The sequence below is a fragment of the Paraburkholderia sp. MM6662-R1 genome, assembly GCF_050436245.1.
Classification (GTDB): Bacteria; Pseudomonadota; Gammaproteobacteria; order Burkholderiales; family Burkholderiaceae; genus Paraburkholderia; species Paraburkholderia tuberum.
The window spans coordinates 834,149-852,791 of the sequence record NZ_JBNDLV010000004.1; the positions used below are offsets into that span (position 1 = coordinate 834,149).

Below are 18,643 nucleotides of genomic sequence, written 5' to 3' on the forward strand. Positions count from 1 at the left end.
TTCGCGTTTCTATAATCGCCCCCATTGACCCAGAAAAGCGCCGCGCACCACGGGGTCGCGGCGACCCACCTAAGGAGACTGCTTCATGCGTACCTTGCGCCAGATTGCCGCTGTATCAGGAGTTGCGTTCGCCCTTGCCGCCGCATCGGCCGCCGCTCACGCCGAGAAGATCACGATCATGGTCGGCGGCGCCACCAAGATCATCTATCTGCCGGCCAAGCTCACCGAGCAGCTCGGTTACTTCAAGGACGAAGGCCTCGACGTCGAGATCCTGTCGCAGCCGGCCGGCGTCGATGCGGAGAACGAACTGCTCGCGGGCGCGGTGCAAGGCGTGGTCGGCTTCTACGATCATACGATCGACCTGCAGAGCAAGGGCAAGGAAGTGCAGGCGCTCGTCGTCTTCGGCCAGGTGCCGGGCGAAGTAGAGATGGTCTCGACGAAGGCGGCCGATTCGCTGAAGAGCATGGCCGACGTCAAAGGCAAGACGCTCGGCGTGACCGGCCTCGGTTCGTCGACCAGCTTCCTCACGCAGTACCTCGCGCAGCGCGCGGGCGTGCCGTCGACGCAATACACGATGTTGCCGGTCGGCGCGGACAACAGCTTCATCGCCGCCGTCAAGCAAGGCCGCATCGACGCCGGCATGACCACCGAGCCGACCGTCTCGCAACTGCTCAAGACCGGCGACGCGAAGGTGCTGGTCGACATGCGCAACGTGGACGGCACGCGCGCCGCGCTCGGCGGCACCTACCCCGCTTCGAGTTTCTACGTGCAGCGCGCGTGGGCCGAAGCGCACAAGGACGAGGCCGCGAAGCTCTCGCATGCGTTCGCGAAGACGCTGAACTACATCGCGACGCATAGCGCCGAGGACATCGCCGCGCAGATGCCGAAAGACTACTACGGCAACAACAAGGACCTGTACGTGAACGCGCTGAAGGCGTCGCTGCCGATGTTCACGAAGGACGGCAAGATGCCCGCCGACGGCCCGGATACGGTACTGAAGGTGCTGTCCGCATTCAATCCGTCGGTGAAGGGCAAGCATATCGATCTCGCCAAGACCTACACCAACGACTACGTGTCGGCGCCGGTCAAGACCGCGTCGAAGTAACGCTTCTTTCATCTTCACAGAACTGCGAGGCACCCGCCGATGAATCAACCTATGTCACGCGAGACGCCAGCGATCGAAATGCGCAACGTGTCGTGCCGTTTCATTTCCCCGGACGGCAAGGCCACGATCGCGCTGCGCGACTTCAGCATGTCGGTGGTACGCGGCGAATTCGTCGCGGTGGTCGGCCCGACCGGCTGCGGCAAGTCCACCACGCTCAGCATGATCACCGGCTTGCTGAAGCCGACCACCGGCGAAGTGCGCGTGATGGGCGCGCCGGTGGACGGCATCGATCCGCGCATCGGTTTCGTGTTTCAGGCCGATGCGGTGTTTCCGTGGCGCTCGGTGCTCGACAACGTCGCGGCGGGTCCGCTGTATCGCGGCCGCTCGAAATCGGCCGCTTACGACGAAGCGAACGAATGGCTGCGCCGCGTGGGCCTCGACAAGTTCGGCAAGCACTATCCGCATCAACTGTCCGGCGGCATGCGCAAGCGCGTCGCGCTTGCGCAGACCTTCATCAACAAGCCGGAAATCCTGCTGATGGACGAGCCGTTCTCGGCGCTCGACATGCAGACGCGCACATTGATGCAGGACGAGTTGCTGCAATTGTGGGGCGGCGCCGGCTCGGTCGTGTTCGTCACGCACGACCTCGAAGAAGCGATTGCGCTCGCCGACCGCGTGTTCGTGCTAACTGCCCGCCCCGCCACGCTGAAGAAAGTCTACGAAATCGATCTGCCGCGACCGCGCGTCACATCGGAGATCCGCTACGACTCACGCTTCATCGAAATTTCGCGCGATATCTGGCATGACCTGCGCGAAGAAGTGCAGATCGGTTAATCAAGGAACGGCAAACATGTCTACACCCTCTCAACAGATGATGCCCTCGGGCATCGACGCCGCGTCGCTCGCTCACGTCGAGCGTATTGCGCAGAAGAAGATCCGCCAGCGCCAGGTTCTGGTGATTTCGCTGCGCATTCTCCTGCTCGTGGTCGTGCTCGGCGGCTGGGAACTGTCCGCGCGCCTGAAGTGGATCGACCCTTTCTTCTTCTCGATGCCGACCGAGATCTTCGCTCAGATCGTCGACTGGTTCGTGAACGGTACCTCGCAAGGGCCGCTGCTCACGCAGGTGTGGGTCACGCTCGAGGAAACGGGGCTCGGCTTCATCATCGGTTCGATCGGGGGCATCTTCTGCGGCATCGTGCTCGGCCGCAACAAGCTGCTCTCCGACGTGTTCAGCCTCTACATCAAGATCGCCAACTCGATCCCGCGCGTCGTGCTCGGCTCGGTGTTCGTGATCGCGCTCGGGCTCGGCATGGCATCGAAAGTCGCGCTCGCGGTCGTGATGGTGTTTTTCGTCGTGTTCGCCAACGCGTTCCAAGGCGTGCGCGAAGCGGATCGCTACATGATCGCGAATGCGCAGATTCTCGGCGCGTCGCGCCGTCAGGTGACGACCTCGGTCGTGATTCCGTCGGCGCTCAGCTGGATTCTCGCGAGCCTGCACGTGAGCTTCGGCTTCGCGCTGGTCGGCGCGGTGGTCGGCGAGTTTCTCGGCTCGAAGCAGGGCATCGGCTTGCTGATCTCCACCGCCCAGGGCGCGTTCAATGCGGCCGGCGTGTTCGCGGCGATGATCGTGCTGGCGGTGGTCGCGCTTGCCGCCGACTACCTGCTGACCGCGGTGGAGAGTCGATTGTTGAAGTGGCGGCCGAGTTCGGTTTAAGCCACGGCAGCTCAGAGTCCACAAACAGTAGTTCGCTTCACCGATGCCGCTCAGTCTTCTGGACTGAGCGGCATTTTTATTTGCTAACGCACATCCTGTCTCCCGCCAGCAAACTGTTTTTCGCAATACGTTGGCCACCTCGCAACACTTCTTTCTTTCAATCCCCCACCAGAAGCCAACATCCGGCTGCCCGCCCGTTCCATGCGCTATGGCACGCTCGATGCGTACTCCACCGCGCAAGTCGGGCGATCGCCAACATCGATCGCGGATCGAAGCGAGGTGAGTCATGTCGAGTGCACAGAGTCAACGCCGGTCAACCAACGGGTACGGCGGCCCGTTCATGCGCGCCAACACCGCGAATCGCCGCGATCGTCATCATTCGAGCGGATTCGTGCTGTTCGGCTTGCACACCGCCGGTGTGATCGGCCGCGGACCGAAACGCCTCTGGCCGTATGTCTTGCCCTGGTTGTTCATCCTACTGACGATCGGTTCCATCTGTCTCGTCGTGCGCGGCGTGCTCGCGCGTCAATTGCTGGTACCGCCGGTGGAAACACCGCAAACGTTGACCGAGCGCGGCTATACGGCGAACTTTCTCGCCGAGCGGATCATGTCGGCGATGAAGGAAATCGGCCAGGATGCCGAATCGATTCCGCACGACACGATGACCAGCAACGACGCGCAACAGGACATCCAGATTCCGGGTCAGGAAATGTCGTATGCGACGACGGTGCGCTTCATCAAAGGCGTGCTCAAACGCGACGATGTCGCCGTGCACATCGGCATCACGAAGACGAATAACAGCGCGGATTCATACGTCGCGCACGTGCAGATAGAACACGGACCGTTCAACGGCCGCGAAAGCACGGTGCCGTTCGAAGGGCGCGACCTCGAAAAGCTCGTGCGCGACATCGCCGTCACGGCGATGCGCCTCGCCGAATCTAACATCCTCGCCAGTCATCTGTTCACGCAGGTGCAAAGGACCAAATGCTCGCTCGCGCAATGTGACTATCGCGAGATCGTCGGGATCTATGACGAAGTCCTCGCGTTGCCCTCATCCGAGCAAGCCCAATGGGCAGTCGCGGGCAAGGCGTGGTTGCTCGACAGTCAGCAGCGCTCGACAGAAGCCGAGCAGCAGATCCGCGAAGCATTGACCCAATACAAGCACTCGGCGGTGCTGCGCGCGAGTCTCGGCATTGCACTCGAACATCAAAACCGCATCGACGATGCGGTAAAAGAACTGCGGGCCGGCGCGAAGGAAAAGTCGCGCACCGCTGAAAACCTGCGACTGCTCGGCGACGTGCTGTTGCATTCGAAGAAGCACGATCGCGAAGCACTCGAAGCATTCAGGCAGGCTGCCAAGATGAACCCCGACTCCGTCGACACGCTGCACGACTGGGCCGAGGCGCTCGTCAAAACCGGCCACGACGACGAAGCGATCGACAAGTTGTCGCACGCCGTCGCGTTGCGTCCCGATCTTGCGCCGTCCTATGTGGAATGGGGCCACGCGCTGGAACACAAAGGCGCGCTGCGCGAGGCCGCGCGCAAGTATGCACAGGCATTGCAGCGCGACGCCGGCACGTTGTCGGCGCGCGAACGCGAGCTGGCGCTATCGACGAACGCATCGCCCGACGAAGCCGACACCCGGACATCGAGGCCTGACCTGCACGTCAAGCCCGTTTCGAATCCCATGACGTCGTACCCGCTTCGGGCCTCGCTCGATACGGTAAGCGACGCCGTAGGACGGGCGATGCGAGCGGCCTGAGCCGCGCGCATTCGCCATTTGAGTTGGCAACACAGCCGAACAGGAGACAGTTCGATGGACAGCTTCGAAGATGCATTCAAAGCCTTGATCGGAAACGAAGGCGGGTACAGCTTCAATCCGGCCGATCCAGGCGGCGAAACGATGTGGGGTGTGACGGCGCGCGTCGCGCGCAGTGAGGGCTATAACGGCGCGATGAAAGACCTGCCGCTCGATACCGCCCATCAGATCGCCAAGCGCAGGTACTGGGACCCGTTGCATCTCGACGAACTCGATCCGCGCGTGGCTTTCCAGATTTTCGATGCGAACTACAACGGCGGCCTCGTCGTGCTGTGGATGCAGAAAGCGTCCGGCGCCAGGGAGGACGGCAAGTTCGGCCCCGACACGCTCGATGCGGTCAAGAACGCCGATCCGATGAAGTTCGTGATGCGCTTCGCCGCGTATCGTCTGCGCTACCTGCGGAACCTGCATTCGTGGCCGAATTTCAGCCGCGGCTGGACCGAACGCATGGCAGCCAATCTTCTCCTGGGAGCAGCATGATGGACTGGTCTAAAGTTGCGAAGAATATCAATAGCACCGCCCCGCTTCTCGCCGGGCTCGTAGGGGGGCCGGTCGGCCTCGGTGTGACCGCTGCCGCCGCGATCATCTCGCACGCGCTCGGCACGCCGAGCGACCCGGCCTTCGTGGAACCCGCGTTGAACGACCCCGGCGCACTCGAAAAACTTCGCCAGGCCGAAAGCGCGAATTCGCTGCAATTGCAGCAGTTGATGGTGACGGCCGCGCAGGCGAGCCTCGCGCACGACGCCGACATGGCCCGCATCGCCACGAGCGACACCGCGAATGCACGCGCGATGGGTGTCGCCAATCGCGACTGGGTCCCGAAGGTGCTCGCGATGGCGGTCACCACCGGCTTCTTCGGCATTTTGCTGCTGATGGCGTTCCAGCCTTTGCCGGGTACCAACAAGGATCTCGTCAACGTGATCGTCGGCGCGTTGGGAACCGCGTGGATCAGCATCATCGGCTATTACTTCGGCACGTCGGTCGGCTCGATGCGCAAGACCGAGCTGCTCGCGAAGCCGAGCGTGCCGGTCACGGCCGATAGCGCGTTGACGTTGCGCGAACCGGCGTCGCAGTCGGGAGCGCACGCACCGGCGGCGGCCGCGCCGTCCGGCGACCACTTCCCATCGTTCGCGCCGGGCGGGCAAGGTCCGATCTTCTCGGGCGGCAGTTGAGTCGATGCTACGTTAAGCGAATCATGCACGCGACGAAGTACATTGACCGTCGCGTGCATGTCCGCATCAAAGCAGGGCTCTTTCGCCGGCGCGCGTTTTGCGCTAAGTTGGCAACGCGAAGTCCATCCCGTCCCGAGTGGAGCGATAAAAGATGAGTGACGTCGAGCAGAACGCGCAGAACGATCCGATCGAACACGTCGTGCTACTGTTGATGGAGAATCACTCGTTTGACCAGATGCTCGGCTGCCTCGACGCCGTGCACGACAAACTGGACGGCGTGCGCAACGCGGCCGGCAAATCGAACGCCGACGGTCAAGGCCACACCTTCTATCCGCGTGAAACGCGCGAGCGGCAGATGAAGCACGATCCGAATCACGAGCACAAGGCCGTGATGGAACAGATCGCCGCCGACAACAGCGGTTTCGTGCGTACGTTCGTGAACGACTACCCGAAGAGCAGCCTCGCCGCGCGGCAAGAGGTGATGGGCTATTACCCGCTCGGCTTTCTGCCCGCGCTGCACACGCTCGGTTCGCAATTCACCGTTTGCGACCGGTGGTTCTCGTCATTGCCGGGGCCGACGTGGCCCAACCGTTTTTTCGCGCTGACAGGTACGTCGAAAGGCGAGATCGAAATGCCTTCGGGACTCGACGGGCTCAATCCGCACTGGTACACCGAGCAGGATCAGGACACGATTTTCGATCGGCTGAACGCCGCGCGCGAAACGTGGAGCGTCTATTTCTACGACTTCCCCGCCTCGTTGCTGCTGAAGAACCAGCGACGCGCGGAAAACCTCGCGAATTACCGCTCTTTCGATAAATTCTTCGGGGACGCAGCGGGACCCGCCAGTCAGTTTCCGCAATTCGTACTGATCGAGCCGAAGTACTTCGGCGAAGCGCAGAACGACGATCATCCGCCGCACAACATCATGAAGGCAGAGAAGCTGATCGCGGATACCTACAATGCGCTGCGCTCGAATCAGGCGCTGTGGGAACGCACGTTACTGGTGGTCCTCTACGATGAGCACGGCGGTTTCTACGACCACGTATCGCCGCCGGCCGACGTGCTCGCACCCGACGACCACACCGCGAGCTTCGATTTCAAACGACTCGGCGTGCGTGTTCCCGCCATCCTGGTGTCACCGTGGTGCGAAGCCGGCGTGTGCAACGAACGATTCGATCATTGCAGCCTGCTGAAGTACCTGTGCGACAAGTGGCAAATGCCACCGCTCGGCAAGCGCACCGAGGCGTCCGCGAACCTCGGTGTGGCGATTCGCCGTGGCGGCGGCGCGCGCACCGATACGCCGCCGTTTATTCGCGTGCCCAATCAATCGCTGATTGCGCAGCACGTCGAACTGGAACGCAAATCGTCGAATGGCAATCAGCATGGCCTGCATCATTTCGCCGACTATCTGCACGCGGAACTGGACCGGCTCGCCGCCGAGGCGGTCGAGGCGGCCGCGCAACTGGCGCGCACCGGCAACGCATGGGTGCGCTTCAAGAGCGCGTTGGGCTCGCTGATGATGAGTCTCGGCCAGTGGCTCAGCAAGGACTTCTACGACGCACGCGACCAACGCGATGCACGCACGAGCCAGGCGTTCACGCGTTTGCGGCAATCGGTCCGTGAGGCGACGCCGGGCATCGCGCGAAACGATGCGGAAGAAACGGCCTCGCCCGTCAATCCGGTCTCGGAGAAATAGCACGCCGCAAAGCGGTGGTAGTGCGGAACGTTGCCGGATGCCAGAGTTCGTGAAATCGGGGACTTTGGATTTCTTCGACTATTTCAATCGTCTTGACGCAGTGGCCGGTTGGCAGTGACGGTATCAGTGAAGCGGACGGTGAATCGTGCCATAGAAACTGGGAGTTTCGGTTCGGACCGCCGCAGCGCAGCGCCGCCGGCTATTTTCCCGGCGACAAGCGCTATCGCGCGGACAACGGCCACTTTCGGTCGGTCGGCAGATCCGGATGAACGGCCGCTGCTGGCCCGGTTTCAGACTGCTTAAACGATAACCCGCGGTTTAATGCTGGTGAGCGAGCTATCGCCGGACATCCTGACGGTTCGCCTTGTGCTGTCCGCAAGTCGATAGTCAGGGTTGGTTCTAGACCAAACAAAGTCTTCACGATTACCATTCTCCACCGTCGCTGGAGGCAGGAAGGATCTGTAGTTAGCCCGTCCTGAACAATTCGTTTTGCCGACCACGGGCGTTACGGCGACTGTCCCCGCCGCCATGCCGCTACCAGACTTTTAATCTTCGCGGCTTCGGATATCACTGCCATCAGGTTCCCGGCTTGCTCGATTCATCGCTACCGTTTTTCCAGTTGCGTTACATTCACCATCAATACGACCTAGACTTTCCATTAACAATGACTGACTTATTCCGCATTCGGAACGTCCTGATTCCGGCCGCTATCGGCTTAATCGTCTTCCTGGCGTTCACGGGCGGACACGGGCTGAATCCGCTTCGTGTGGACTGGATTATGTCGAGCGACGGTGACGCCCCGCAGCAATACGTCGGATGGAATTTTTTCCGTCATAGTCCGTATCTGCAATTCCCCTTAGGCCTGAATCCGGGGTACGGGGAAGTCATCGGTAGCTCGATCGTATTCTCGGATTCAATACCGTTGCTCGCAATCCTGTTCAAGCTGGTTCGCGGCGTCCTGCCGGACCAATTTCAATATTTTGGGCTATGGATCGCCGCCTGCTTTGCTTTACAGGCCGTTTTTGCCTGGGCGATCCTGTCGCTGCGCACCACGGACAACGTGATCAAAGCACTAGGTTGCGCACTTCTGACACTCTCTCCGCCTATGCTTTGGCGGCTTCACGGACATGAGGCCCTGATAGGGCATTGGCTGCTGCTTGCCGCGCTATATCTCTATCTGACCAACCGGGGCAGGATGTGGCACTGGATTCTGTTGATTTGCGTGACCGCATCGATTCACGCCTATTTGCTTGCCATGGTCGCAGGCATCTGGTTTGCCGATCGGGTACGCCTGCTTGCGCCCGGTAGCGCAAGATTGAAGCAATTGGCTGTCGAGCTTCCGTGTCTTGCCGTTGCGGTTTTGATCACGACCTGGTCGGTCGGCTATTACACGGTCAGAAGCGTCGTGTCGGGGGGATTCGGCACCTATCGCGTCACCCTGACCTCGCCGTTCCGGGCGGAGGCCATCTGGTCGATCTGGAGCAGCTATGGATTCCTCGGCGGAGATTACGAAGGTTTCTGCTACATCGGTGCTGGCGTCTTACTGCTCTTCGTGACGACGGCGGTCTTGATCATAAAACATCGCAAGAACGCGCCCATTGCCTGGGGCACGCACGCGTCACTGATCTTCGTGTGCGCGCTGTTTTATCTGTTCGCGCTGTCAAACCGGGTCTCTCTCGGCGGCCGCCATGAGCTGTTCCAGTACCCGATGCCGGCCTTCCTGACAGGATTCACGTCGACATTCCGCGCCTCGGGTCGCTTTATCTGGCCGGTTTTTTATGCGGCTATTGTCTTTCTGCTATTTCGCTTCATCAAACTCTCGCCCAGAAAATGGGTAGTTCCTCTTTTGTGTGTCTTCGTGGTCTTCCAGGCCACGGATCTGATCAAGGCGTCAAAGTATTTCAGAAGCCAATGGACGCAGCAGTGGACCCCGTCCCTCACGTCCGATTTCTGGAAAGAGGTGCCCCGGCAGTACAAGCGGATCGCGTTTGTCATGCCGCTAGATGGCGGCTACACCTATGCCCCGATTGCGTTCATGGCGTCTAATGCAAAGATGACGATCAACGGCGGCAATCTTGCGCGCGTCGATTTCGACAAGCTCGGCCAGGTGCAGGCGCAATTGCAGGATACGATCGAGCACGGTACTTATTCGCCCGACACGCTTTACGTGTTCCATACCCCGCAAAGCTGGGCGACAGCCAAGGCAAATTTCAAGGGCGATGGATTTGTCGGAACAGTCGACAACTATGACGTAATCGCACCGGGTTGGCATGGATGCACGACGTCGTGCGGTGCATTGGCGAACAAGTAATGTAAGTTCGTCAATTATCTTATAGGTACGGCTTGTCCATCTGAAATGTTCCCCGCGTCCCTGTTCCGGATGGTCATGCTGTACGCGTGAAACGTCGCGACGAGGGCTTGGGGAGCACCCGCGACTAGCTGGTCCGTCCTGAACAATTCGTTTTGCCGACCACGGGCGTTACGGCGATGGGGTCACGGCAATGCTGCGGTTAATCAGGGCAGCGAGAATGAAGGCACAAAGAAGCCGCAGCTTCCTCAGGATCATCCGCAGGTTGTGACCGGCGCCGCACAACACCGCGTGCATCGCATCGCCGAGCGCGCCCTTGAGCCAGTTGCGATCGAGTTTTCCGTCTGTCTTCATATGGCCGATGGCTGGCCCGATTGCACTTCGCCGTCTGATCATCGCGCGTAGTCCGCGTGTGATGCCCCGCCGCAGGCCCGGGTGGTAAATCTTCACGTCGTCGACGGCGACACCCTTGTAACCGCGATCTACGATTGCCACCTCGGGCTTCGCCTCACTCACGATCGAGGCCTGTTCCAGCGCTTCAGCCAGCGTATGACCGTCGTACGGATTGCCCGGCATCGAGCGCATGCCGATCACCAGGCCCTCCTTGTGCGTCGTAGTAATGGACACTTTCACACCGAACTCGTATGGGATGAATATCTGGATGGAAACTACGGTGGCGTGCTGATCGTGTTCGACCGACTCTTTGGCACCTACATAGCTGAACAGCGCGACACGCCGTGCCGCTTTGGGCTGGTGCGACCGATGACGACATATAACCTGCTGACTATCGAGTTCGACCACTGGCGTGCATCGTGGCGCGATCTGCGAACGGCGCACTCTTTGCGCGAGGCGTGTGGCTATGTGTTCAAGCCGCCTGGTTGGCGGCCTGATGGCAGCGGGCAGACAACCGAAGACCTGAGGCGTAGTGCTAACCCGCAGCACTTCGCCGAGGGACCGCAATAACCGTCCGATATCAGCCGGCGGAGAGCGGCCGCTTACGAACCTAGGCTGAGCGGGCAAGTGGGTCGTGTACGGCAGTTCAGTTGCCCGGATTCTGCCACCTCCTTCCATTCGATAACCGCTGTTGTGGTAGAAGGAGACTTCGCGAGAAGTCGTTAGACGCCCGTCCGCTCATCCTCTGATCCTGTGCGAGGATCGACCCGTCTGATGTCCGGCGGCAGGAGCGGCGGCATAAGCCGCGCCATTGCCGCCGCGCAAGCCGGTATACCATGCGAATAGCGCAGAATAGGAGCGTGAGCATCTTCAAACGCGCGTGAGAGGAAGTGGCGCCCGATTTCGGTCGTTATGGCCTACGCGTTAGCGACAACCTTGTTGCAGAGAGCCCAATGAAGAAAGGAAAGACGAAACTTACCCGCCATGATGCTGAGCGCCTTTTCGAGGGTCTGCCTAATGGGAACGTGAAAGTATCGAGCCGGCCGGAGAACCCATTCGATGCAGGGGTGTTCGACGAGGTCGAGCGCGTCGACGACGAAGCCAAACTCTGGAAAGACAACCTCATTACTCTTCCGATGGCGATCGAGTTGCCTGCTGCCTACGAGTCGGTATCTCGCATGCGCGAGTCGATGGCGAGGGCATGGCGCGCGAAGTGGGTAAGGGAAGGTAAAAACGAGGTTGTCACTGAGTTTCCTGAAGGTTGGACAGCCGTTCGCCCGGAAAGCGGACCCATAGAGTTGCGAGATCCGTCCGGCGTGGTCCGCGCCATATACGGGTGGGCCGAGGATGCTGAGCTCAGGATTCTGCCGCGGTATCTGGTTGAGTCACAGACGAACAGTTCAAGCGGACTGGGCAGCTTGCTCGTCCGTGATCGCGTGAACGGTCAAGTACTTGAGAGGTCGTCGATCTGGTCGGCTCAAACTGGTACCAACCATCCCGATTGGGCCAGGTTGTCAGAGTGGCTCAACTTACACTATCCACAACATCGCGACCCGCTTCGGTACTGGGAAGATTGCGAGGAAAATCTTCAACACTGAGCTACTTTTTGGGGACTCTGTTCCCGCGTCTGCTGCACCCGGGGTGACGGGGGCGAAAGGAGGGCTCACGGCTTGATTGAGCTTCCGAGCTCGGCCACATTGTCGTGACTCGGCGTTGGCTTCGCGCGTATGCCATCGGCACCATGCCGCACTGGGCACTAACGAAATCCGGCAATTGATTGTCAAGCTGATCCGAAAGGGCGCGATCCTGGACGTTAACCACAGATGCGCACGCGGTTCGGCTTACACCCGCTGCCTCATCCAGCATGCAATGCTCATGCGGTCGCGCGTGGCGGGCAGCACCTCGTGTTCGAACTCCGCCGAGAGAAACAAGAGCAGCGTTCCGGCGCGCGGAAAGACGTCGTGATAAGACTGATCGGCAAGGTATAGCCGCAGTGCGCCGCCCTCGGCGTCCTGCCACGCTTCGTTGAGGTAGAACACAGCGGAAATCACGCGGCTGTCGCTGTTACGCAGGCAGTCGAGGTGGCGTGCGTATCCGGCACCTGGCGGATATACCGCGTAGTGTGATTCGCTATCGACCAGACCGAGAAACAGGTCGCGGTTGAGCGCGTTCCGTAGCGCGTCGATGCGATCGGCGAACGCCTGCTGCCGCGTGCTCAGCGCGTCGGGTTGGAACCAGTGCGTGCTATCGCCGCGCAAAAGTGTGGCAGCGCGATTGGCCCCCACACGGGCTGGTGTCAGCAGCTGCGCGTCGTGCATGGCCATGCATTCGGTCGATAAGGCCTGCGTCTGGCTCTGTGACAAAAAGTTCGACACGACACACCAGCCGTCGACGGCGAGCGCGCGTGTCGCGATGTCGAATTCGCTGGATCGGGAATTCGACGGGACATCGATTGCCTCGTCCGGCGCGGCGTCGCCGATCAGGCAATCAACCAGCAATTCGATTTCCGCTTCAATCAGGGGGTGTTCCAGAAATGCATCCGTTTTATTTGTTCTTCCGCTGGCGGCTCGATCGAGTACTCGCTCGGGTCTGCTACCAGCTGGTCAAAACCATCAAGCGTTGTCGGGGGCGCGTCGAACGCGGGCATTGACACACGCCGGACCCAGGAGGAAGAGCCGGGTCGAGGTGGTCGATCTGTTGGGACAACCGCGCAGTCTACACGAGTGGGACGAAGGCTGAACGAGCGACCACGAAAGACCCTGGATTACGAAACACCGGCTGAACGATTCGATCGAGCTATTGCATCGACCGGTTGAATCCGCCAGGTTGACGCTAGCGGCCAAACTTCTTTAGCCAGCTCACTGGAAGCCCGTGCTTTCTGGGAATCTCCGCGTTTCGTTTCGAGGTTTGCCGCGGTCCGGTTCGACCGCGTCTGACATTCATACCTTTCAGGCGGCTGGTTGCGGCTTCAACCAACGTCGTTCGCACCTGCACGCGCGTCGCTTCGTCAAAGATAGAACTCGCGATCTCGTCGATCGCTAGTGCAATGAGCGCATCGCGCTTTTCCGGCTGTAGTTGCAGCCAGGGGCCCCACGGATCGATTGGAATCGGTCTTCCGCCAAGAACTAGCGAACCACCTGCGTCATCGGCCACACCCCCGAGAAGGCGCCCTACAAGTACCGGCAACGGAAAATGCCACCATGGCCAGCTCGTCGTGGGTGACAGCATGAAAGCCGTCACAGTGCCGTTCTGCTTCCCCATCCCGATGATCTGTCCGCTAGCGTTGATATCGAACACAACCTCCAGATGCCATCCGGGATCCGAAATCAGCTTGTCCAGAAGCGTCGTCGTTCCGTTTTGATAGAGAAAAGCTCCAAAATGAAAGCCGTTGTTTAACGACGGATCGTCAAACACGCAACTGCCGACCACATCACCACTGTTGTTGATTGCCGTTGCAGTACCCTCGGTTGCTCCAGCGGGCAGCGGGATAGGCTGAAAGACCGGCGTCGCCTGCCGTGTGTCGCACGTTCCCGGAACGGCCTTGTATGTGGGCGGCGTGCCGGCTGCTCCGCAGGCTACCCCGGCGTCGTTAATGCCGTACGCGCTTTCCATCGCATCCAGCATCTTTGTGGTGCCGCTCGCGACGCTATGTACTCCCGGCTTCCCGGAATCACTAAAGCCAACTGCTTCTCCCTGGTTGTTTATCACGGCAAGATTAAGCGCCGGAACAGTGGCAACGAGACGGTTTGCGGGCACGCTGTACAGGAAACCCTCTCCGTTAGTGCCGCCGCCGCAAACGACCCCCTGATCGTTAACATCGGCCGCCCATGAGATCGGCGCGACCAGGTTCGAGAGGTCAGTCACATTCCCGGCGTCGACGATGATGGCGGACTCGGTTGCGTAGTTGTCCGTTGTCATGCTGCCCACAGCGATAAGGCCGTCGTTGATACCCCAGAGGGTCGTGTGATTCGGAGGCGCAAGGGTAGAGGTAAGCCAGCCGTTTAGCCATTGCGCGCCAACCGGCCGCGATTGCCCCTCGTCGTTCACAAATGTGGTTCCGGCTGCCTGACCATCATTACCCAATGAGTATGCTTCCGCGCTCACGGGGGCGTCAGGATCAGGTCCCAATATTGGCAACAAGGAATACATAGCGTCCTCCATCGCCCGAGAACCGGGCATCATTCGCTTGTTTCAGGAAGGCACGGTGAAGTGCCGCAATGAAATGCATACTGAGACCGAATGTCCTCGGTGATGTCGCGACCGACGTTAGGCATCCGTGCGAGGCCGTTTCGGAGAAACAGCCCGACGAGGCGCAATCAACGGTTCTGCTCAAAAACGACGGGTGGGGTAACCGACTCATTTACATGGAGGCGGAATATATCCGGACGTGCGTAGTGCCCTACGACATCGAAGTCGTACTTTCCCCTTGCGAGGTCAGCGAGATCCAGTTCGTGAACAAGCAGGGCGTCTTCATCGAACACGGGCCCGGCAAGCACCTCTCCTAGTGGTCCCACTATGCAACTGCCGCCACGCATGAGAACGGTATCCGGATTGTTGCCCTGGACGGCAGCATAGTTGTCCGGCGCATCGCGACGCCGTAAATGCTGACACGCAGAGAGCACAAAACAGCGGCCTTCCATCGCAATGTGCTGCATTGAAGCAACCCAGGTGGGCCGACTGTCCGCTGTCGGCGCGCAATAAATCTGTATTCGCTTCGCGTACATGGCCATGCGCAAAAGCGGCATGTAGTTTTCCCAACAGATCACCGCACCCAGCCGACCGAAAGGCGTATCGAATACGGGAAGCGTCGACCCGTCGCCAAACCCCCAGATCAACCGCTCGGCCGCTGTGGGCATCAGCTTTCGATGTTTTCCCAGCAGTATTCCATCGGGCGCCAGGAAGATGACAGTACAGTAGAGCGTACCGCCATCGCGCTCAATCACACCGACGATCAGGTATTGCCTCAGGTCGCCTGCGATCTGCGCGATTCGATTTGTCCACACGGATGGCACCTCGATGGCGCTGTCAAAGTACCGGCGATAGTCCTCTCTGCCTTCAGGCGTCCTCTCGCCGACGGGAGCGCCGAAATGCAGTCCCTTGGGATAGGCGGATACGAAGGCTTCCGGGAACACAATCAATTGCGAATCGAGTTTCGACGCCGCGACTACGTCACGTTCGAGCTTGGCCAGCGTTCGTTCGACATCGAACATGGCCGATCCCGTTTGCATGACCGCTGCACGCAGAACTTGCTCCATTCTGACCTCCGGTTCAAAGGCGTTAGTTCACTTTATTAAAGGGCGAGAATTGGTGCGCGCATAGACTTTTTTGGCCATCGTTCAGATCTCACATCGTTGAACGCCCGTCAGCCAGCCCGTCTCTACGCCCTTTTCAGCGGATGACAAAGGCAGGTGGATTGGTTCGTCGAGTCGGGCAACTGCGCCGGAGGACCCAGACACGTCGGAATGTGGGCAGAGAAAAGTCGTGATCGTGATGTGGCGGCAATTTCAGTTTAGACGCGGCGGTACTCCCTGCTATATGCCATTCGCCATATGCACAGACGGCTCGCAGAAGCCTTTCGACGCTGGATTAGCCTGTGTAGTGGGGCACGCTTGTCTCATCCGCGCCCTTGAATACGGAAAAACAGACGGTGCCGTTCACGCCCGCTTTGCGCGACCTTCATTTGAACTGGCGCTCTCGGCCATGTTCAGCCGGTCGCCCGCTCACTCGGCCAGACATTCAAAAGTCGCTTTCATGCTGAAAGCTGCCGCTCGCTTTGCTCCGTGACCCGGAAGAGGCTTGCCGTTGAACCTCCGACTATGGGTTGTGTGCGCTTCAGTCGACAACAGTTAGTCCAGGCGGCTTGGGGAGTATTCGCATCGCTGCTGCAGCGAGCGTCTTCGATGACCTGCATGAGTGCCTGGCAGGAGAACGGCTTGTGCAGATAGACATCGAAGAGCCGGGCAATGTCTCGCTGACTGACAGCGTCTCCCGTCATTGAAACGAGGAAAGCCGCGGAGCGAATCGGCGTTTCCCTCAGCGGCCGTGCGACAGACTCATTGTCCTCAGGCTTCGATCGGATTCTAAGCCTCGAGGACATCGTACAAACACGGGATACGGAGGCGGACCGCATGTGTCGCGATCTAACCCACAGCGCCAGACGGAGAGTTGGATCCGACCCACCGGTCGCAGCGCGCATGTCTGTCTACCAATTCGCACTGGTCGCCATTAAAAATCCAATATTTTCAACTAGTTGTGTGATCGCTTACCGCGGTGCCACCGTTTGGCACGCACTTTGCCTTGATCCTCATCGAGGAGTATCTACACCCTCAAAACAAGCTCTGACATTCCTGACTGACTAATTTACCCTTGGAGAATCGAAATGAACGCGCTGGTAATCAAAGACCTCCCCGTAGCCGTTGAGATGGATCGTACTGCAATGACCGCCGTCAGCGGCGGCAGGTTGCCGCAGCAGATCGTGAACATCATCCAGGCCGTTGGCGACTATGCAAATGACGCTCCTACCCAGCACAGTTTTACTGGCAGTGGGACTTCTGTGACGTACTAACAGAAACACGGTGATTTCGTAGCTCAAGGCCCCGCCAACGAGGGCCTCTTTGAATTCGCTTCCGGTGACTTTATCTGCGCTGCCCCGATACCGACCGTTCCGCCTCAACTCGACGGGTTGTTGTGAGCGTGAGCATTCTTTCTGAGGGCATTACGACCGTTTTCTTGTTCACGATCGATGAGGTACCAGGCTTCCGGTTCCTCACCAGGCGTGCTCAACTTTTCTCCTCGCAAAACAACGGACTCCCACGCGGACCGCGGACTCGAAACACCATGACGACGCAGGTCCCAGCACCTTGTTGGCTTAGACGGTGTTAGGAACTTCGAAGTACTGGGATTGCATGGACAAGCATAAGCATGGCGAAGACGACAAAATGCAGACCAGCGAGTGTTTCGGGCAAGCGTTCGTAGTCACGTGCGAGGCGTCGAAAGCGGTTGAGCCATCCGAAGCTGCGCTCGACCACCCATCGACGTGGCAACAGCACGAAACCCTTTTTCGCTTCATCGAGCTTGACCACCTGGAGATCAATTCCCTGAGCGCGCGCGGCCTGCGCAGGAGCTTCGCCCGTGTAACCCTGATCGGCAAAGGCCACTTTCACGGTTTCTCCCGTTGCCTGCTGCACCTGGCGCGCCAGCTCTGCCACCTGTGCCCGCTCCTGCTCGTTGGCCGGTGTCACGTGTACGGCGAGCAACTGACCCAGCGTGTCGACCGCCATATGCACCTTGCTGCCACGCTTGCGCTTGTAGCCGTCATAGCCTGCGCGTGGACCGCTCTCACATGTCGATTGCATCGTACGGCCATCAAGGATCACCGCGCTGGGCTGCCCCTGCCGCCCCTGCGCGACACGGATGATCGAACGAAGATCACTCACCATGCACTCGAAACAGCCGGCCGCCAGCCATCGTTGCGTCTGCTGGTACACGAGTTCCCACGGCGGAAAGTTGGTCGGCAGCATTCGCCACGCAGCCCCAGCGCGAGCCATCCAGCGCAACGCATTGAACATCTCGCGCAACTCGTATTTACGCTGTGGTGCACTCTCATCCATCAACGTCAGATACGCTGCTACGAAGCTCCATTCTTCGTCTGACACGTCTGTCGGGTAGGCTTTACGTTTCTCTCTTGTCATCCCTCCAGGGTACCAGGTTTTGACCGGAAGTTCCTAACACCGTCTAAGCCGCCGTCGGTGTGGCGACCGGCCAGCGGCGGCTAAGTCGAATAGTTGTTCCCGAAAATGCCACTTGGACGTACGGACCGGTCAGTTTTCTGCCAGTGAGAGCGCGCACCGTGACTGGCCGTTGAGGGTCGGTCTGAGGCATTCACATAGGTGGGCCGAGTGTTTGACTCGGCCCTGCCACCACCGGTCATTCGACACTGACGCCTGAATCGCTGATAATCGGTAACTGCCCGCCGTTATATCCCTGAGTCTTGGTCGCAATCATGCTCAAACTCGCCTATCTGTTTCTCTCGATCACGCTCGCCACCCCGCTCTCGGCCCTAGCGTACGGTAGTGATAATCCAGACTACGATCAATGCATTCTGCATTCGTTGGGAAACAGTCAGAGCAGCTTTGCGGCTCGCCAGATCAGCAACTCGTGCGACGCGATTTACAGAAATGGCGCAATGCTTTTGCCGCGCGAAAGAGCGTATCACCTGTGTGTCCTGCAAAATGTGCAGACCGTGAGAGGAGCATTTGCGGTCAACGAGATACTGCATGCATGCCGACGTCAAAATCAGATGTAGGGCGGACGCCATTGACGATTGCAGCCCTGAGATTCGCAAGATTTAATTTCGATTGCGTTCATTGTGTTGCATCGACCGGTTGAATCCGCCTCCGAAACCGGCCGGATGCCCAGCGAAGCATTTCGGCCGAA

15 protein-coding genes and 2 pseudogenes are annotated in these 18,643 nt (G+C 59.6%); 12 read left to right on the top strand and 5 right to left on the bottom strand.

What is annotated here, in order from left to right; all coding sequences use genetic code 11:
* Nucleotides 1-85: 85 nt before the first annotated feature.
* The 8 genes from OKW39_RS33680 (at nucleotide 86) to OKW39_RS33715 (ending at nucleotide 9,817) form a co-directional block, all read left to right on the top strand.
* Nucleotides 86-1,105: an ABC transporter substrate-binding protein gene (locus OKW39_RS33680; protein ID WP_018423693.1), complete on the top strand. Its 1,020-nt coding sequence runs from the start codon at nucleotides 86-88 to the stop codon at nucleotides 1,103-1,105.
* A gap of 39 nt (nucleotides 1,106-1,144) precedes the next feature.
* Nucleotides 1,145-1,939, top strand: a complete 795-nt coding sequence (locus OKW39_RS33685; protein ID WP_429564604.1) for an ABC transporter ATP-binding protein — start codon at nucleotides 1,145-1,147, stop codon at nucleotides 1,937-1,939.
* Between the two features lie 16 nt (nucleotides 1,940-1,955).
* Complete coding sequence (locus OKW39_RS33690; RefSeq protein ID WP_184061632.1) at nucleotides 1,956-2,819, top strand: ABC transporter permease; 864 nt, start codon at nucleotides 1,956-1,958, stop codon at nucleotides 2,817-2,819.
* 286 nt (nucleotides 2,820-3,105) lie between these two features.
* Nucleotides 3,106-4,581: a tetratricopeptide repeat protein gene (locus tag OKW39_RS33695; RefSeq protein ID WP_429564605.1), complete on the top strand. Its 1,476-nt coding sequence runs from the start codon at nucleotides 3,106-3,108 to the stop codon at nucleotides 4,579-4,581.
* Between the two features lie 54 nt (nucleotides 4,582-4,635).
* Entirely contained in the window at nucleotides 4,636-5,118 is a 483-nt protein-coding gene (locus OKW39_RS33700) for a glycoside hydrolase family 108 protein (protein WP_018423697.1), read from the top strand.
* A complete protein-coding gene (locus OKW39_RS33705; protein ID WP_429564606.1) occupies nucleotides 5,118-5,810 on the top strand; it encodes a hypothetical protein in 693 nt (230 codons plus the stop codon). Before OKW39_RS33700 ends, OKW39_RS33705 begins: the two co-directional genes overlap by 1 nt.
* A gap of 151 nt (nucleotides 5,811-5,961) precedes the next feature.
* Nucleotides 5,962-7,506 (top strand): alkaline phosphatase family protein, encoded by a 1,545-nt coding sequence (locus OKW39_RS33710; protein ID WP_429564607.1) that lies wholly within the window; start codon nucleotides 5,962-5,964, stop codon nucleotides 7,504-7,506.
* Nucleotides 7,507-8,095: 589 nt separating this feature from the next.
* Nucleotides 8,096-9,817, top strand: a complete 1,722-nt coding sequence (locus OKW39_RS33715) for a DUF6311 domain-containing protein (protein ID WP_429564608.1) — start codon at nucleotides 8,096-8,098, stop codon at nucleotides 9,815-9,817.
* A 168-nt stretch (nucleotides 9,818-9,985) separates the two neighbouring features.
* Here OKW39_RS33715 and OKW39_RS33720 read toward each other — a convergent pair.
* Nucleotides 9,986-10,462 (bottom strand): annotated as a pseudogene (locus OKW39_RS33720) (transposase); the annotation flags it as partial.
* Nucleotides 10,463-10,465: 3 nt separating this feature from the next.
* Between OKW39_RS33720 and OKW39_RS33725 the strand changes: the two are divergent.
* Together OKW39_RS33725 and OKW39_RS33730 are read left to right on the top strand one after the other, a co-directional pair.
* Nucleotides 10,466-10,777: pseudogene (locus OKW39_RS33725) on the top strand (sterol desaturase family protein); the annotation flags it as partial.
* A 383-nt stretch (nucleotides 10,778-11,160) separates the two neighbouring features.
* Complete coding sequence (locus OKW39_RS33730; RefSeq protein WP_090810246.1) at nucleotides 11,161-11,805, top strand: hypothetical protein; 645 nt, start codon at nucleotides 11,161-11,163, stop codon at nucleotides 11,803-11,805.
* Nucleotides 11,806-12,048: 243 nt separating this feature from the next.
* Here the strand turns inward: OKW39_RS33730 and OKW39_RS33735 are convergent, their stop codons facing one another.
* From OKW39_RS33735 to OKW39_RS33745, 3 genes are all read right to left on the bottom strand, one after another.
* Complete coding sequence (locus OKW39_RS33735; protein WP_429564609.1) at nucleotides 12,049-12,705, bottom strand: 2OG-Fe(II) oxygenase; 657 nt, start codon at nucleotides 12,703-12,705, stop codon at nucleotides 12,049-12,051.
* Nucleotides 12,706-13,039: 334 nt separating this feature from the next.
* On the bottom strand, nucleotides 13,040-14,356 hold the full coding sequence (locus OKW39_RS33740) for a hypothetical protein (RefSeq protein ID WP_429564610.1): 1,317 nt from the start codon (nucleotides 14,354-14,356) through the stop codon (nucleotides 13,040-13,042).
* Nucleotides 14,357-14,523: 167 nt separating this feature from the next.
* Nucleotides 14,524-15,462, bottom strand: a complete 939-nt coding sequence (locus OKW39_RS33745) for a nitrilase-related carbon-nitrogen hydrolase (RefSeq protein ID WP_184061622.1) — start codon at nucleotides 15,460-15,462, stop codon at nucleotides 14,524-14,526.
* Between the two features lie 1,124 nt (nucleotides 15,463-16,586).
* Here OKW39_RS33745 and OKW39_RS33750 point away from each other — a divergent pair.
* The gene (locus OKW39_RS33750) at nucleotides 16,587-16,772 is read left to right on the top strand and encodes a hypothetical protein (protein WP_184046298.1); all 186 of its coding nucleotides are present in this window, start codon (nucleotides 16,587-16,589) and stop codon (nucleotides 16,770-16,772) included.
* 313 nt (nucleotides 16,773-17,085) lie between these two features.
* Here the strand turns inward: OKW39_RS33750 and OKW39_RS33755 are convergent, their stop codons facing one another.
* Entirely contained in the window at nucleotides 17,086-17,898 is an 813-nt protein-coding gene (locus tag OKW39_RS33755) for an IS5 family transposase (RefSeq protein ID WP_429292797.1), read from the bottom strand.
* 311 nt (nucleotides 17,899-18,209) lie between these two features.
* Here OKW39_RS33755 and OKW39_RS33760 point away from each other — a divergent pair, with 311 nt between their 5' ends.
* Nucleotides 18,210-18,512 carry a VF_A0006 family four-cysteine protein gene (locus OKW39_RS33760; RefSeq protein ID WP_184046296.1) on the top strand — a complete coding sequence of 101 codons (303 nt, stop codon included), beginning with the start codon at nucleotides 18,210-18,212 and terminating at the stop codon, nucleotides 18,510-18,512.
* Nucleotides 18,513-18,643 lie beyond the last annotated feature (131 nt).